A 16,515-nucleotide genomic window follows, 5' to 3' on the forward strand; every position below is an offset into this window, starting at 1 on the left:
GAAACGTCAAACTGTATACCTTGGAATCCGGAACCGAATTCTGTAAGGAGGCCCTGTGGCTGGTCCAATAATTAGGGAACAATGGGGTTCCCGTATCGGTGTCATTCTCGCGGTGGCAGGCTCCGCCATCGGGTTGGGAAACTTCCTGCGGTTCCCGGTCCAGGCGGCGCAAAACGGCGGCGGGGCATTCATGATACCCTATTTTGTTTCTCTCGTGCTCCTGGGATTCCCGCTCATGCTCATCGAGTGGACCCTGGGGCGTTACGGCGGGCTGCATGGGTATGGCACCGCCCCCTCTATTTTTGCGGTGGCGACCCGCAACCATTTTCTCAAATATTTCGGGGTGGTCGGAATCTTTGTCCCGCTGGTCATTTTCATCTACTATACTTATGTGGAATCGTGGCTTCTGGGATTCGCGTTTCAGTCGCTGTTCGGCTCTGTCATGAGCGCCGCAGCGGACGGCTCCACCATGAAGTCATATCTCCTCGCTTATCAGGGGATTCTCCAAAACTCCTGGTTCAGTGGTCTTGGCACCGCTTATATTTTCTTTCTCATCACATTTGCGCTCAATTTCTGGATCATCTACATGGGCGTCCAGAAAGGCATCGAATTTTTTTCCAAGATTGCCCTCCCGTTCCTGGTGCTGCTCGGGATTATCATCATGATCCGGGTGGTGACCCTGGGTGCGCCCACCATCGGCCATCCGGACTGGAATATATTGAATGGCCTCGGCTACCTGTGGAATCCGGACCTCTCCAGCCTGAAAAATCCCAAGGTATGGATGGCCGCCGCCGGCCAGGTATTCTTCACCCTGTCGGTCGGCCAGGGAATCATCCTCACCTATGCCAGCTATCTGAACCGTAAGGACGATGTCACTCTGAACAGCCTGAGCTCCGCCAGCATTAACGAGTTTGCCGAAATTATTCTCGGCGGGTCCATCGTGATTCCGGCGGCGTTCATGTTCATGGGTCCGGGTAGTATGGGGGAAATTGCACACAGCGGTTCTTTCAACCTCGGCTTTGTGACCATGCCCCAGATATTCGCCCACATGCACGCCGGATGGTTCTTTGCATTCCTCTGGTTTGTCATGCTGTTTTTCGCCGGGGCCACCAGCTCGATTTCCATGCTGCAGCCGGCGGTGGCCTTTGTGGACGAGGAATTCAAAACCGGCCGTAAAAAAGCCACCCTGTACATTCTTGTTTTTTGTTTCCTCGCCTGCCAGGGAGTTATTTTCGGCATTTCTCATGGCGTCATCGATGAACTAGACTTCTGGGGAGGAACATTCGGCCTGGTATTGTTCGGGTTTGCGGAGGTCATTATCTTCGGCTGGATATTCGGTATCGACCGCGCCTGGAAAGAAACTCATTTCGGCGCCGACATCCGGGTTCCCCGGATATTCAAATTTGTGATCAAGTATATCACGTCAACGATTCTGTTTGTGATCCTGGTTGCCTGGACTTTCCAGATGGCTATTCCGATGCTTTCCATGAAAGATGTTCCGCCGGAAAACCGTATCTGGGTAATCGGAACAAGGGTTTTTATCATAACGTTCATTCTGGTTCTTACCGCTCTGGTGTACCATGCCTGGCGTAAAAGGGAACTGCCGGATAAAGACAATGAAATTGACAGGGAGCTGGCCGGATGACTATTGGCGGATGGATAATGTTGGTAGTATCCTGGGGTATCATTCTGAGTGTGGTAATTTTTTGTTTTGCCACCATGTTCAAGGTAGAAAAAAACCGGAAATAAATCCCCCTGTCACCTTTGGTGACATCCCCCTTGCTAAGGGGGATAAAAGATAGGTGGCGTATAAGCTCTTTTAACCCCCTTCGATAAGGGGGTCGGCGCATTTGCGCCGGGGGGATCTCTTTCACCGAAACAATTTATCAAGTATTTTTTTCCCCTGTTCACGAAGTTTATCATTCTGCTTGTTCAAAAACTTCTCCGCTTCATTCCTCAGTTTGTCCTGCACTTCCTTCCGTGTACGGGAGGAATCGATCCGGAAGGATGGAGATTGGAGGGTCCCGGTTGCAGTGAGATACAACTGCGGGACTGTCCCGGACGAAAAGATGCTGCCAAGGTCTCCGAGTTTGTTTTGGGTGGCGAGGTTTGCCGCCGCTCTGTTGAGTTTGAACGCGATGTCATAGTTCACCGTGGCGTCATATCCGGTGCTGCCGGAAACAGTCATATCACCATACTGTGTCCGGAACAGGAGGTCCGGGGTGGTTATCCGGCGGTTCTCGAAGCTGAATGTAGTTGACGCATTACCGAAATTCAGCGTGTCGAAGTTAAGAAACCGAAGTGTCTGACCTAACTTCCTGGTGAAATCCCAGTTTACAAACTGGCCGTTCTCGATGCTTGCCGAGCCAGCCCCTTTAAGGTTGTTCAGGAATGAAACCGAGTCCATGCCTGCGCCGCTGAAAGCAAGGGAACAGGAAACCAGGCCCCGGAAATTGTCTCCCGCGCCGAAGAATGAGGAGACGAATGGTTCGACGTTCATTTTTTTCAGATCGAAAGCCCCGTTATACCGAACATTGTCAGGATTAGAGAAATTAATAACCGTCTTCCCGGCGAGTTTTCCCTCGTATGCAGCCAGGTCCAGTCCGGACAGCTCGAGAATCCAGTTTTTCATAACCAGGCGCCCCTTCACCGCATCGGCCTTGAGCCTGCCGAATATAATTGTGTTCAGCATGAGCGTGGCATCGGCTTCCAGGTTGGGGGGAACCGGCAGGTTCTTCAGCGGTTTTTCCAAATCCCAGGGCTTGAGGACAGGTGTCTTCTTGTCAAGTATCACCATGTCATTGATGTCGATAAGACGGGAAACCAGGGCGCCTTTAAGGAAAGCGGGCTGCCGCTCTTTCGAAGGCAGGAGATTCATATAGCCTTCCAGCCGGCCGTTCAGAGCGAAATCGGATTTCCCGGTTTGAAATGCCAGGTTCTCCAGGGTAATAGTCTGAGGTGAGAGGCGGAGAGAGCCGTTTATCAAAAGCGTGTTTCTCAAAACCCTGGAGGGGGGAAGAGAGAGCGCTTTCAGTGCGATACTGCCGTTCATCTCCATGCTCTGGGGGAGCGAAGGCGTTCCCGCCGCCGACAGATTGAATGATGCTCCTCCCCTGAGGCCGCTTGTGCGGAAAGCGGGCAGGGCATCTGCCAGATCATCCATGCGGATGTTCCCGCTGGTTATCAGCGCAACCACCGGCTTTTCCAGGTAATTCGACACCGTGCCCGAAAGAGTTAAATTTGAGCCGCCGAGCTTTTTTGTTTCGATGGTAAATGCGATGTTCTTCCAGTTGGAGATTTTTCCGGTGAGAGACAACGGCAGACCATTCACCTCAATATCCCCTCGGGAGAGAGAAAGATCCCCTTCAGCCGCATCGCCGCTCAGTATATGGGTAAAAGCCAGCCTTACACCGGTAAGGGGCTTTTTCCCCGCGCCGGGAGTAAATGATATGTTTTTTATATTAAGCTTTCCGCTCGTCAGTATGTTTTTCAGGTCACTGCTGAGCCGGAGCGAAAGCTTTTGGGAAATGCCTTCCAGGATAACCTGGGAGTTGCTTTCCTCGTTCAGTATGGCCAGTTTGCCTTCGCTGATACGGAGGGAGCGAAGGGTAATCGGCAGAGGCAGAGCGGGGGGACCGGCTGTTTTTGACTGTGAAGAATCGGAAAATGCAGGAAAATTGGAGCTTTTGTCCCGACGGGTGAGCAGGGTTATATGCGGAGTTTCAACATCCAGGGAACGTATCTCCACCTGACTGTGAAAGAGCGGCAGGAAACGTACATGAATCCTGACCGACTTTGCCGCTGCGAGAGGGGGTTCTCCCGGAAGGGCGGGACCGATGGTAATGTCATCCACCTGCACGGCTGGTATACCGAGGATGGAGAGCCTGACCTTTCCGATGGTAACCGGCATGTGCACTGCCTTCGAAGTGCTCTCCTCCACGATTTTCCGTAACCTTTCCCCGGGAAAAAGGATAATCGCCAGGAAAGCGGCGATGACGATGATTCCCGCCAGTCCGGCGAAAACACCCGGCAAGATTTTTATTCGTTTTGTCAAGGAGCGATCCTCCGGTGAAAATCTTTATGCCAAAAAGGACGTATAAACCCTGGCCATCCCCCAGATATTTGAATCAATATTTTGTAACTCTTTATGATGCTTATCGTTCCAAGAGAATATATTTATGAAAATATTCTTGGGTTCATGCAAGTCCTCTTGAAGAACGAATCCCCCCTGTCCTTCGGACATCCCCCCTTATTAAGGGGGGAATCATGTTGGCAGGTTGCTTTTACCCCCTTAATAAGGGGGTCGCCGCTTTATGCGGCGGGGGGATTTTGTCTAAAGAGCAGATAAGTGATATGGCATATTTATCGCCGAATAAAAAATGGGGGATGTCCAGGACGTATAAACCAGATTGCACTTCCCCTGATTCTTTGATATATTAAAAAAAATCCACAAAACGAGTATGATACTGAAACCGATTATGCGGGCAGCATGTTCCTGCTTGCTACGGTTATATACAATATTTTTTACCGGTAACAAAGAATCCAAATCGGTTTTATAAAAATACGGGAAGAATTATCGTGGCAGATCTATCATTTCTCATCATCTCGAACGATCAAGAATCTCTTGATCTGGTCGGGAAAAAACTAACCGAAATGGGTTATGAGATATCTGTAGCCAAATCCGTTGAAGAAGCGACGCAGTTAATCCAGGCCAAAAATTTCGATTTTGCGGTGGTGGACATATCCGGGAAAGATTACTCCGGTGTTGAAGTTCTGCGCAAGGTGATGGATATTCATGCGGTCAACGATATCATCGTGCTTACCGACCTTGAGAAGAAAAAGGAGGCGTTACGGATATTCGGCAGCGAGATCTGGGCGTATGTTGACAAACCGGTTGACCCGGATGAACTGGAAGTAATCGTGAACCGTATCGATGGTAACTCCTGCCTCAGAAAGGAAATTACCGATAAATCGCGGAGGCTTTCACACCTCGAAGCGCTTAACGAAATCGCCCGTGAGGCGCTGATAACTCGGGACGAGGACAGTTTCCTCTGGACTCTGGCCCGCATGATCAATGAGAGATTCAATTACTACAACGTGAATATGTTTCTCATGAACGAAACCCAGGACCGGGTGGTTCTGAAAGCTTTTGCGGGTGGGTTCGGCCAGGATTTTGTGGTCGGGTACAGCCTGGCGCTGGGGGAAGGATTAGTTGGGTGGGTAGCACAGAACCGTCAGAGCCTCATCATCGGAGATGTCAGAAAAGACCCCCGAAGAATTCAGGGATTTGCATTCGAGGATCATGTACTTTCGGAGTTGGCGGTTCCGATCACCTTTGAAAACAAGCTGATGGGAGTTCTCCACACCGAATCGCTGGAGCTGAATGCCTTTTCGCTGGATGATTTGATCACCCTGGAGACGATTGCCGACCAGATCTCACTATCTTTCGAGAAATCGCGCCTCTCCCATGAACTTATTGTTGCACACCAGCTGAGCGCCACCATCAACGATTCGATGCCGGTCCCCATCGTCATCGTCGACCGTGAGTTGAAAATCGACTATGTAAACCGCACCTTCTATGAAATGTATGGGCTCAAGAGGGAAAGTTTCCTGAAAGAGCCGGTGCAGAATTTTTTTTCAAAAGACCTTGCTTCCATGTTGAATATGGAACAGGAACTGGCTGATGTGATGGAGACCGGTGTTTCGATTTCCCACACCAACATCCGGCATACCTCCCCCCAGCATCCCGAGAAAGTGATCACCATCTCTTTCTTCCGGGTGCAGGCAGGAGATTATCCGCGCGGAATGATCCTTATACAGGATGTAACTGATTATACCAAGAAAACCTACCAGCTATCCCTTCTCAGGGAAATCACTCTTGCCATGCAGGGGGTGCTTGAACGGGACAAACTCCTCCACCTCATACTCACCTGTGTCACCGCCGGGTTTGCCATCGGATTCAATCGGGCGTTTCTCTTCCTGGTGGATAAGAAAAAGAAGGAGCTGCGCGGTATCATGGGGGTGGGGCCGACCTCGCAGGATGAAGCACACCGCATTTGGCATGAGCTGTCCAGCAATGCTCTGACTTTCGATAAATATCTGGATAACATCAACCATGGTATTATCGTCTCGGGCGGCGGGCTTCAGGATCAGATAGAGAGCATCGCAATCGATCTGGGGACGGCGAAGAATATCCTGACCGAAACAGTGAACACCGGAAAATCGTTCCATATTGTTAATCCCTGGGAAAATCCCCTTGTGGATAATCAGATGAGCATGCTCATCATTTCCAGGGAGTTTGTATCCATACCGCTCATCGTAAAAAATGAAGTCATCGGGGTGCTTCTGGCAGATAATGCTTTTTCCGGACGGCCGATAACGGAGGACTCAATCGAGGTTCTCACCATGTTTGCCGCCCAGGCGGCGATAGCCATCGAAAACGCCGAGATCCTCAATGATCTGGAGGACAAGGTGAAAGAGCTCCAGAACGCCTATGTGGAGCTGGAAAAAGCCCAGGATATGATAATCCGGAATGAAAAGCTCGCCGCCATCGGAGAGGTAAGTGCACGTCTGGCGCATGAAATCCGTAACCCGCTGGCCACCATAGGAGGATTCGCCAAATCCATCCAGAAAAAATACGATAACCGTGAACGCACCATCCGCAATGCCAACATCATTGTCGAGGAAGTCCATCGTCTCGAGCACATCCTCTCGAATGTGCTGGATTTCACTAAAATCGGCGTCCTCAAAAAGACTCCGGGAGATATCAATGATCTTATCCGGAAGACTCTGAGCACTATGGAGGCGAATATTGTCTCCAACGGCGTGGTGGTTGTTCTGGATTTACCTGAGGACGGGCTTGCGGCTGAATTTGACGAGACCCAGATCAAACAGGTTTTGATCAATGTGATTCAGAATTCGATTAATGCCATGCCTGAAGGCGGCGCCATCGAGATAAAATCATTCGATCTCAATAACGATATTCACATCGAGATCCGAGACACCGGAGTCGGCATTCCCAAACAGTATCTGGAGGAAATATTTGAGCCGTTCTTCACCACCCGCGGAAATGGAACCGGCCTCGGTCTTTCCATATCCCAGCGTATCGTTCAGAATCACGGCGGTGTTTTTCAGATTACCAGCAAAGAAGGGGTCGGCACTACGGTGTCAATCAATCTTCCCAAAAAGTGAGGCAGTACTATGGAAAAAAAGAGAATTCTCGTTGTTGACGACGAAGTCAATCAGGGCCTTTTATATGAGCAGGAACTGACTGAAGAAGGATATCTGGTAGATGTGGCGAATTCCGGTGAACGCGCGCTCCAGATGATCAAGAGTAAAAAATATGATCTGGTGATACTGGATATCGGAATGCCCGCCATGGACGGTTTGGAGACGCTGGGAAAGATGCTCAGCATGGATAACAAGCTCCCGGTCATTCTCAACACCGCATATCCTTCCTATAAGGACAACTTCATGAGCTGGGCCGCCGATGCTTATGTCGTCAAGTCATCCGACCTTGCCGAGCTCAAAGAAAAAATAAAGAAATCGCTTGCATAATTGAATAGGACATAAATAATTGCGCATGTTTTGAGTGTTTAGATCCTGAAACGAGTTCAGGATGACACGTGTCATGCCGAACTTGTTGCCGCTTCGCGGTAACGATGAAAGCGCAGCGCATCTTTTAGCAACCGTTTCGGCATCTATTTTGAAAAGAAACGCAATAAAATATGTCGTCATGTAAAAACAGGATATCTATTCTGCAACATGGAGGAATGTGTGTCTGAACTGAGGAAAGATCCCATCATTGACCGATGGGTTATCATAGCAACCGAACGGGGAAAACGACCCATGGATTTCATTCCTGCCGAACCGAAAGGGGAAGCGGGAGGCTGCCCCTTCTGCGAGGGCAATGAATTCATGACCCCCAACGAGATTTATGCAGTAAGGTCCCCCAATTCTCTTGCCAACCAGCGAGGATGGAAGATACGCGTGGTACCCAACAAATATCCCGCTCTGCAGGTCGAGGGCAGCCTGGAACGCGTGGGAGTGGGAATGTTTGACAAAATGAACGGTATCGGCGCTCATGAAATCATCATAGAAACCCCGAATCATATAGATCCTTTTCAGAACCGGCTCATCGAACGGGTGGTAGAACTCCTGGAGGCTTACCAGAAGCGTCTGATCGATCTCAGCAGGGATATGCGTCTCTCCTATATTCTGATATTCAAGAATATGGGAATGAGAGCCGGCGCATCCCTGTCCCATGAGCATTCCCAGATTATTGCCACTCCCATCGTCCCCAAAAGGGTGACCGAGGAGATACTCGGCTCCCTGCAGTATTATAATAACAAGATACGATGTATCTTCTGTGATATCATCCGTGAGGAGAAAAGATTCGGAACCAGAGTCGTATACGAAAATGCTTCTTTTATCACCGTATGCCCGTTCGCTTCGAGATTCCCGTTTGAATTATGGATCATGCCGAAACGTCACATGTCCGGATACAGCATGATAACCGGACAGGAAATGATAGAGCTGGCTAATTGTTTCATCACCAGCATGAAAAGGCTTTCTTCCGCTTTGGGAGAGCCCCAGTACAACTGGATGCTGCACTCCGAGCCGAACCGTCAGACGCCCCGCTACCCCTGGCCGGATATCGGAGAACATTATCACTGGCATATTGAGATCATCCCCAAGCTTACCCGCGTTGCCGGATTTGAATGGGGCACCGGGTTCTATATTAATCCGACCCCGCCTGAAGACGCGGCCGCTTTCCTGAGGGAAATGGATAAGGAATAGCTCCCCCTATGAACGATATGTATGTTGCCATACTCTGGCATATGCACCAGCCGAATTATCGAAATGCCATTCGCGGTTTTTACAGCATGCCCTGGGTGCGCCTCCATGCAACCAAGGGTTACTATGACATGCTTATGACGGCCCGAAAGTATCCGGGACTTGGATTGACTTTCAATCTCGTACCTTCGCTTCTGGAACAGCTTGATGATTATGCACATGGCGCCGATGATTATGAGCTGATACTTTCGAAAAAAAATCCGTCCGGCCTCACTGTCGATGAAAAAAGGGCCATTCTGTCCCGTTTCTTTCAGGCCAACCTCGATACCATGATAAAACCGCTTCACCGTTATATGGAGCTGCTCCAATACCGTGGAACAAACGGTTCCCGTAAGGAAATCGAAAACGCCCTGGGGAAATTCGCCGCTCAGGATTACCTCGATCTCCAGGTTCTTTTCAACCTGAGCTGGTTCGGATTCACCGCACGGGAGGAGGACGCCGGGTTGCGAAGGCTTCTCCGCAAAGGGCAGATGTTCACCCTGGAGGAGCGTGACATGGTGCTCGATAAGCAGCGGAAGATTATCGAGAGACTTCCCGGACTCTACCGGGAGTCATGGGAACAGGATATCATCGACATTACGGCCAGCCCTTTCTACCATCCCATTCTTCCCCTGATATGCGATGTCGCTGTTGCCCGTGAAGCGATCCCGGGCATTCTCCTCCCGATGAACTCGTTCCGTCACCCCGAAGACGCAGAACGCCAGGTGAACATGAGCCTGGACTATTTTATGGAAAAATTCGGACGGAAACCCTCCGGCATGTGGCCCAGCGAAGGATCTGTAAGCCCGGCGGCGCTGGAGATACTCAACAAGGCGGGAATCCTATGGGCTGCCACCGATGAGGACATCCTGGCGCGCTCGGTCCCGAAATTCAGCAAGGCGCGGGATCTCTACTATCCCTGGGAGGCGCATGGCCTCGCAATGTTTTTCCGGGACCGCCGTATTTCGGATCAGATCGGGTTTGTATATGCCCATACACCTCCTTCGGCCGCAGTGGACGATTTTATCTACAGAATAAAGGAAATCTCATCTCAGGTAACAGTCAGACCGGCTTGTGTCAGTGTCATCCTTGACGGAGAAAATCCCTGGGAAACGTACCCGAACAGCGGCAAGGAGTTCCTGGAAACCCTTTATTCGCGTCTTCTTTCCGAAGAGGGTATCAAACCCATATCATTCACCAGGTACCTGGAAAAATATCCCCCGGACAGAAAAATAAAATCGATATTCCCCGGCTCCTGGATTAACGCCAGCTTCGATACCTGGATCGGCGACCAGGAAGAAGCCGACGGCTGGGATGCTTTGGCAAATGCCCGCAACGCCCTGGTCCAGAGCGGGAATAAACTGACTCAGGAACAGTCTCTTGAAGCCTGGCGCGAGATTTACAAAGCGGAAGGCTCTGACTGGTTCTGGTGGTATGGCGAAGATCATACCTCGCCGAACGATCCCGAATTCGACCGTCTTTTCCGCGCTCATCTCGAACGTGTGTATCATATCCTGGATAGTGTTCCGCCTGTGGAAATCACCGAACCGATCATAAAGAAACCGCTCGTCCACGCAGATGTGGAGCCAACCGGGCTGATGACTCCGGTCATCGACGGTAAAACCACCACCTTCTACGAATGGATATCCGCGGGATGGATTTCCACTTCCGGTCCCGAAGGGGTGATGAGCTGCGGCGAATCCATCCTTTCCGGCATCTATTACGGATTCGATTTGAATTACTTTTATCTCCGGTTTGACCTGGCCAAACGGGAAAAACCGCTCGATCTGTCCGCATGGGATCTGATCGTATCCATCGAAACCGGAGGAGAAAAATACCGCCTGGAGCTGTCTCTTAAAAAACCGGATAATTACATGATTTACCGTCAGGTGCGGGACAAGTGGGTGCGGAGAAACCGTAAGGATGATGTGGCTATGGGCAAGATAATCGAAATGGGCATTTCATTCGACGACATCAACGCCAGGAATGGCGAGAAGGTCGATTTCAGCGTTACCCTCCTTGAAAATTGCATCGAAACAGAGCGCTGGCCAAAAACCGGTCATATCAGTTTCGCAGTCCCGGATGAAAGCTTCCAGTCGAAAATGTGGCAAGTGTAAAAAACAAGGATGAAGGATGAAGGATGAAAGGGGAAAGATAGTCTGAACCGCGGATGGTCAGGATGAAAGGATGAACGGGATGTCAACAGCAGATTATCCTTTGAAACCGCTTAAAACTGTTCTTGACAAAATAGTGAATATAGGTATATTGCGTTTGATAGTTAGATGAGAACACGATCGGATGGATGTGGTGGATTTAGCTGGGCAGAAATTGGTCAAATTTTAAAAATCATCAATCAACATAATCAACAATTAATGGAGGCGTGGCATGAGTATTTCGGTAAATGAAATAGAGGTACCAAATGCTGATAACGTAACGATAACAGAGGACACCTTATGTGTTGACCTCAGCGATGGGCGCACTATTTCGGTTCCTCTGGCATGGTTTCCCCGTCTTTTACAATCTACTCCTGAGGAGAGAAATAACTGGAGATTGATCGGCAAGGGGCGCGGTATTCATTGGGAAGATATTGACGAAGATATCAGCGTCGAAGGTCTTTTAGCAGGCAGACCATCAGGCGAGAGCCAATCCTCCTTTAAGAAATGGCTGGATAAACGGTCTTCTCGTCAATAATGACGCTCCTGCTGATTCGCTGAGAACCGAAAATATTAAGGTATTGATATGAGTCATTTTACGCCAAAAGAATACAAATTGGCGGAAGGTATTTTACAGAAAGAGACATTCTGCCTTTACAGATTTATGCAGAATTTATAATCATTGTTGGGCTTCAAATATGAACTCACAAGCCATAAAAAAAAGGAGTAGAAACTATATGTTCTCTGTCCCAAAGAAGTTCTCGGAACGCGTCCTAAAAACCCTCCCTAAGTTTCAGAAAGTACTTGCTTTGGCAAAAGATCGCGATGTAAATGAAGCAGATACTGTTTCTATTGTTAAAGATATTCTCGGAGAGCTTTTTGGTTATGACAAGTTTCTGGAGGTAACTAGTGAACTGGCAATACGCGGCACATATTGCGATTTAGCGATAAAGGTGAACGACCAGATTCAGTTCCTAATCGAATGCAAAGCGATTGGCCTGGCCATGAAGGAAAGCCACCTTAAACAGGCGATCGACTACGGAGCGAACAAAGGGATCCCCTGGGTTGTACTTACCAATGGGATGCTCTGGAGTCTATACAGACTCCGCTTTGAGCAGCCAATCTCGTACGACCCAGTTTTCAGCCTGAACTTGGCGGAAGTCAGTCCAAGAAGTGAGAAGGATATCGAGCTCCTCTACATACTTTCCAAAGAGGGATTGGAAAAAGCAGCAAGGGAAGAGTACTACAACAAGATTCAATCGATCAATAGGTTCATAATTGGGAACCTTATACTCAGCGAGACTGTAATCTCATCCTTACGGAAGGAAATCAGGAAATTCGCAGGAGATATACGTGTCGATGCAGCTGAGATCGAAGCCATGCTCAAAATGGATATTATCAAGAGAGAAATCATTGATGGTGAAGAAGCAAAGGCCGCTCAGGAACGGCTCAGAAAGTACTATAAGAAGATTGAGAGATTAGCAAGAAAGAAAGACATTTCAACTGATGAAACAACTCCGATTTTGAGCGAAAAACAAGAAAAGGACAGCAATCAGTCTAGTTAAGACGATGAGCAAGAAATCCAGAAAGCCTATGTCTAACAAAGCGCTGAAGCACGATAGGTATCGCGCGTTTTACAGCTTGGATGGTTGACAAGGTGATACGTTTCGGGATACCGGACGAATGGAAATCGTTTGCGTGGAGTAACCAAACTTTCCTGGAGCATTTTGAAGGGCTCGTTCATCCTATGTCCCCTTCTACCCCCCAAACACCCTCACCGCATCCAGTAAAAATTTCCCGCTGAAAAAAATGAGGAAAACTCCGCAGATTCCGAAGATGACTTTCTGGAACATCCGTCCGAACACGTGGCCGCACTTGAAGGGGGAATTCCATTCTTCGAATCTCGTATTTCCACAATTTAACCTTGCATTTTCCCTCCCTGTTTTTCATATATTCTGTATTCTGCCTTCCGAATAAACAATTCTTTCTCATATCACTCTTTACAGGACATAAATATATGGAAACCAAATCCTCTCTCTCCCGCCGGTCGGTTCTTCAGTGCCTGGGTCTGGCGGGAACTGCATCCGTGATTGGCGCATCTCTTTCAGTATTGCCAGCTTCAGCCGCTTCCCGTAAAACCGACGCATTTGCCCTGGTCGGAGACCGCTGGCACAATTTCGATTACATCCGCACAGCCCTGACCAAAACCCTGGTCAAGGAATCGGGCATTACCGCAGTTTTTACACCGGACAGCACCCTTCTTACTGCGGAGGAGCTGAAAGCCCACCGTCTGCTCATCATTCTCCAGGACGGCATGGTGTTTCCCGGCGGATACACCACCCCGTATGTGTTCTACGACCCGGAAAAGATGAAGATTGTGAGCGATCCTCCCCTGCCTAGATTCGACGAGAAGTACGAGATGTGGATTACCAAGGAACAGGGGAAAGCCATCCGTCAGTTTGTGGAGAAGGGCGGCTCGGCCTGGTTCTTCCATAACGCCAGCTACATATCCGGGGCAAACGAGGATTTTCGGCATGTCGAGGGGGCGCTGTTCACCGGGCATACGGCGTTCCGTCCCTACAAGATGAAAATCGTGAACAGCGACCACCCTATTACACAGGGTATCAGCAATTTTGTGGTAACCGAGGAGCAGCACTACCTGATTTACGACAAAGACCCCAAAAATGTGCTGATACGGAGCGTGAACGAGGAGGGGCTGGAATACTCCACCCCAAAGTACGGCAACCAGGGCGCCACCTGCGAAGCCTGCTGGGCGTACGATTATGGCAAGGGGCGGGTATGCTACATGTCTCCGGGGCACACCATCCAGAGCTTCTGGAACCCGGAGTATGTGAAACTACAAAAGAACGCGGTGAAGTGGCTGTTACGAGAGATATAAAGAAAGCCCAAAGCAGATAAAATGTCTGAACCACTGATTCGTATGATTCAAGTGATCAAAAATGATGAAAAACAAGTTGTTGCATCAATCATTATCAGGCTTTTATCATACGAATCAGTGGTTCAGACTATCTTTGTCACGTATCGTTAAAAATAAAAACGATAGGGCGCTACACACAAGGAGCAGCCATGCATATGAAAAATGCTGTCGCTTTTCTCTCAGTTTTTATTCTCCTGGACTTTCTACTCGCGGGTTCGGTTATCGCCGCCACCGAATTGGACCGCAAGGCGGAAGTGGAAAAGTGGGATAAGAAGGGACTCAGGTTTTCCACCGGAATGGTGACCGACGCCTCCAAAGATTTTCTCAAAATCCCCGAAGGTTATAAAGGGAAACGTGATTTCGAGGTGGCGAAAGCAGTGCCGGAAATCGAGTTTGCGCCTTTCCGGGGGCAGAATCCCTACTTCTTCCCCGAAGACAACAAGGGGCTCTGGTCCGAGTGGGGCGAGGTGACCCGCGGCCCCAACGGCTGTTTCTACATGGCGACCGGAGACCACCGCAGCAAGGACGGCCATGTATTCATCATAGAGTATGACCCGAAAAAGAAAGACTGCCGCATCGTTGTGGATGTGGCGCAGCTCTGCGGCTGGAAAAAAGGACAGTATGTGGACGGCAAAATCCACGGCAAGATGGATATCATGCCGGACGGCACCCTGGTTGCCGCCACCTGGCTCGGCCATGATGTGACTGCGGACGAGGTCGCCCACGGCTATGTGCGCGGCGGGCATTTATTGACCTATAATGTTTTTTCCGGCGTGGCGATATACCACGGAGTCCCCCTCTATGGCGACAGTTGGCCCTACCATTCCATCGACCCGCATACCTGGACGATGCTCGCCATCGGCAACGAGCAGATGTTCATGTCTTACGATGTGCGCAACGATAAGCTCCTCTATGGCGGCCGCCCGCCCAGGAACATGATCTGGAATTCGCGTTCCATGCTTCTCGATGAAGACACCGGCCTCGTTTACAGCACCAACACCTCGAAAGACCATAATTTCACCCCCAACAAGGAAGACTACAACTTTGTCTGCTTCGACCAGAAAACCAACCTTTTCAGCATGCTGAAATGCAAGGTCCCGGTGAACCCTGTCACAGGATTATGCTCCGCCCTCCGCTCATACACGGAGCGCCGCACGCCGGAAGGGTTCTTCTGGTGCTTCGATTACCAGGGGACGATGTTCAAATTCTTCCCCGACGAGGACAGGACCGAGCTTGTGGGGATGAACTGGGATGAAAAGGGCGTTTATACCACAAGCATCGCCATGAGCCCGAAATACCGGTATCTCTATTATGTCCTCAGCGCCCAAGGACAAGGACAGCAGTGGGGGTCGCCGGTTATCCAGTACGACACGAAAACCGATAAAAAGAAAGTGATTGCCTTCCTTGCGCCCTACTATCATGCCACGTACGGCTATCTGCCGGGGGGAACATTCGGCATCGAACTCAACGAAGACGGTTCCCTCCTGGTCATACACATGAACGGGCAGTTTGGTCCCTGGAGCGAGCGGAGCGCCTATAACCAGACCTCCATTTTCGCAGTACATATCCCGGAGTCCGAACGGGGGGAATGAAGGACAACCCAAAGCAGAGGGTTGTCTGAACCACTGATGCGCTTGATGGAAATGATAAAAGATGATAAAATATTGCGAAATAGATAGTTGTGTATGTTTAGAGTGTTTAAATCTTGAATCAAGTTCACGATGACACATGTCATGCCGAACTTGTTTCGGCATCTATTTTTGAAAGGAAACGCTAATCTTATCTTGAACCAAAATGCATTCTTATCTCTTTTCATCATCTTTTATCACATGCATCATACAAATCAGTGGTTCAGACAATCTTTGAGATACTTTTATAGATTATGATTCGCCAGAGGGGGAGAAATTCATGGAGAAATGTTTGATTTTCACATTGGCGTTGGTATTCGCTCTGGCTTTCGTGTCCTGGAGCGCAGAGAAAAAGAGCGCGAAAACCGGCCAGGTAGTCTGGGATATCAATACCATCACCGCTGTCGGGGGCTATCCCACTGAGGTGCTTGGTGCGCCTAAAGTCATCAACACACCGGGAGGAAAAGCGGTGGAGTTCGACGGCGTTAAGGACGGCCTCATCGTCGATTCTTTTCCCCTGGCCGGTGTCGGGTCATTTACCCTCGAAGTGATATTCTGCCCCTATAGCGACGGCCCTGCGGAACAGCGCTACTTTCACCTTCAGGAGAACGAGGACGGCAACCGTATCCTGCTCGAAACCCGCATCATGGACGGGAACAAGTGGAGCCTGGATTCGTTCATACAGTCCAACGAAACCAATCAGACCCTCCTTGACAAGACCATCACCCATCCCACCGGCGCCTGGTACAACGCCACGCTTGTTTTCGACGGCAAAGAGATGCGTCACTATATAAATGGAGTGAAGGAACTGTCTGCGGAAATCAAGGCGTTCACCCCTTACATCGGCGGAAAAACATCCGTCGGGGTGCGCATGAACAAGGTATTCTGGTTCAAGGGCGCCATCGGTAAAGCCCGGTTCACCCCCTGGGCGCTCTCGCCGGGTGAGTTTTTGAAACCGTAA

11 protein-coding genes are annotated in these 16,515 nt (G+C 49.8%); 10 read left to right on the plus strand and 1 reads right to left on the minus strand.

Annotated features, from left to right (window positions below; genetic code table 11):
* The first annotated feature begins 55 nt into the window (after nt 1–55).
* Nucleotides 56–1,645, plus strand: coding sequence for a sodium-dependent transporter (locus Q8O92_11665; GenBank protein MDP2983970.1), 1,590 nt, complete (start codon nt 56–58; stop codon nt 1,643–1,645).
* Between the two features lie 225 nt (nt 1,646–1,870).
* Here Q8O92_11665 and Q8O92_11670 read toward each other — a convergent pair whose 3' ends face one another.
* Nucleotides 1,871–4,054: an AsmA-like C-terminal region-containing protein gene (locus Q8O92_11670; GenBank protein MDP2983971.1), complete on the minus strand. Its 2,184-nt coding sequence runs from the start codon at nt 4,052–4,054 to the stop codon at nt 1,871–1,873.
* A gap of 524 nt (nt 4,055–4,578) precedes the next feature.
* Here Q8O92_11670 and Q8O92_11675 point away from each other — a divergent pair.
* From Q8O92_11675 to Q8O92_11715, 9 genes are all read left to right on the plus strand, one after another.
* Nucleotides 4,579–7,191 carry a GAF domain-containing protein gene (locus tag Q8O92_11675; protein MDP2983972.1) on the plus strand — a complete coding sequence of 871 codons (2,613 nt, stop codon included), beginning with the start codon at nt 4,579–4,581 and terminating at the stop codon, nt 7,189–7,191.
* Nucleotides 7,192–7,200: 9 nt separating this feature from the next.
* Nucleotides 7,201–7,557, plus strand: a complete 357-nt coding sequence (locus Q8O92_11680) for a response regulator (GenBank protein MDP2983973.1) — start codon at nt 7,201–7,203, stop codon at nt 7,555–7,557.
* Between the two features lie 219 nt (nt 7,558–7,776).
* Nucleotides 7,777–8,799 (plus strand): galactose-1-phosphate uridylyltransferase, encoded by a 1,023-nt coding sequence (locus Q8O92_11685; GenBank protein ID MDP2983974.1) that lies wholly within the window; start codon nt 7,777–7,779, stop codon nt 8,797–8,799.
* Between the two features lie 8 nt (nt 8,800–8,807).
* A complete protein-coding gene (locus Q8O92_11690; protein ID MDP2983975.1) occupies nt 8,808–10,952 on the plus strand; it encodes a glycoside hydrolase family 57 protein in 2,145 nt (714 codons plus the stop codon).
* A 268-nt stretch (nt 10,953–11,220) separates the two neighbouring features.
* Nucleotides 11,221–11,526 (plus strand): DUF2442 domain-containing protein, encoded by a 306-nt coding sequence (locus Q8O92_11695; GenBank protein MDP2983976.1) that lies wholly within the window; start codon nt 11,221–11,223, stop codon nt 11,524–11,526.
* 199 nt (nt 11,527–11,725) lie between these two features.
* Nucleotides 11,726–12,553, plus strand: a complete 828-nt coding sequence (locus Q8O92_11700) for a type I restriction enzyme HsdR N-terminal domain-containing protein (GenBank protein ID MDP2983977.1) — start codon at nt 11,726–11,728, stop codon at nt 12,551–12,553.
* Nucleotides 12,554–13,005: 452 nt separating this feature from the next.
* The gene (locus tag Q8O92_11705) at nt 13,006–13,887 is read left to right on the plus strand and encodes a ThuA domain-containing protein (protein ID MDP2983978.1); all 882 of its coding nucleotides are present in this window, start codon (nt 13,006–13,008) and stop codon (nt 13,885–13,887) included.
* 188 nt (nt 13,888–14,075) lie between these two features.
* The gene (locus Q8O92_11710) at nt 14,076–15,518 is read left to right on the plus strand and encodes a hypothetical protein (GenBank protein ID MDP2983979.1); all 1,443 of its coding nucleotides are present in this window, start codon (nt 14,076–14,078) and stop codon (nt 15,516–15,518) included.
* A 316-nt stretch (nt 15,519–15,834) separates the two neighbouring features.
* A complete protein-coding gene (locus Q8O92_11715) occupies nt 15,835–16,515 on the plus strand; it encodes a LamG-like jellyroll fold domain-containing protein (protein ID MDP2983980.1) in 681 nt (226 codons plus the stop codon).

This window comes from Candidatus Latescibacter sp. (genome assembly GCA_030692375.1).
GTDB lineage: Bacteria > Latescibacterota > Latescibacteria > Latescibacterales > Latescibacteraceae > JAUYCD01.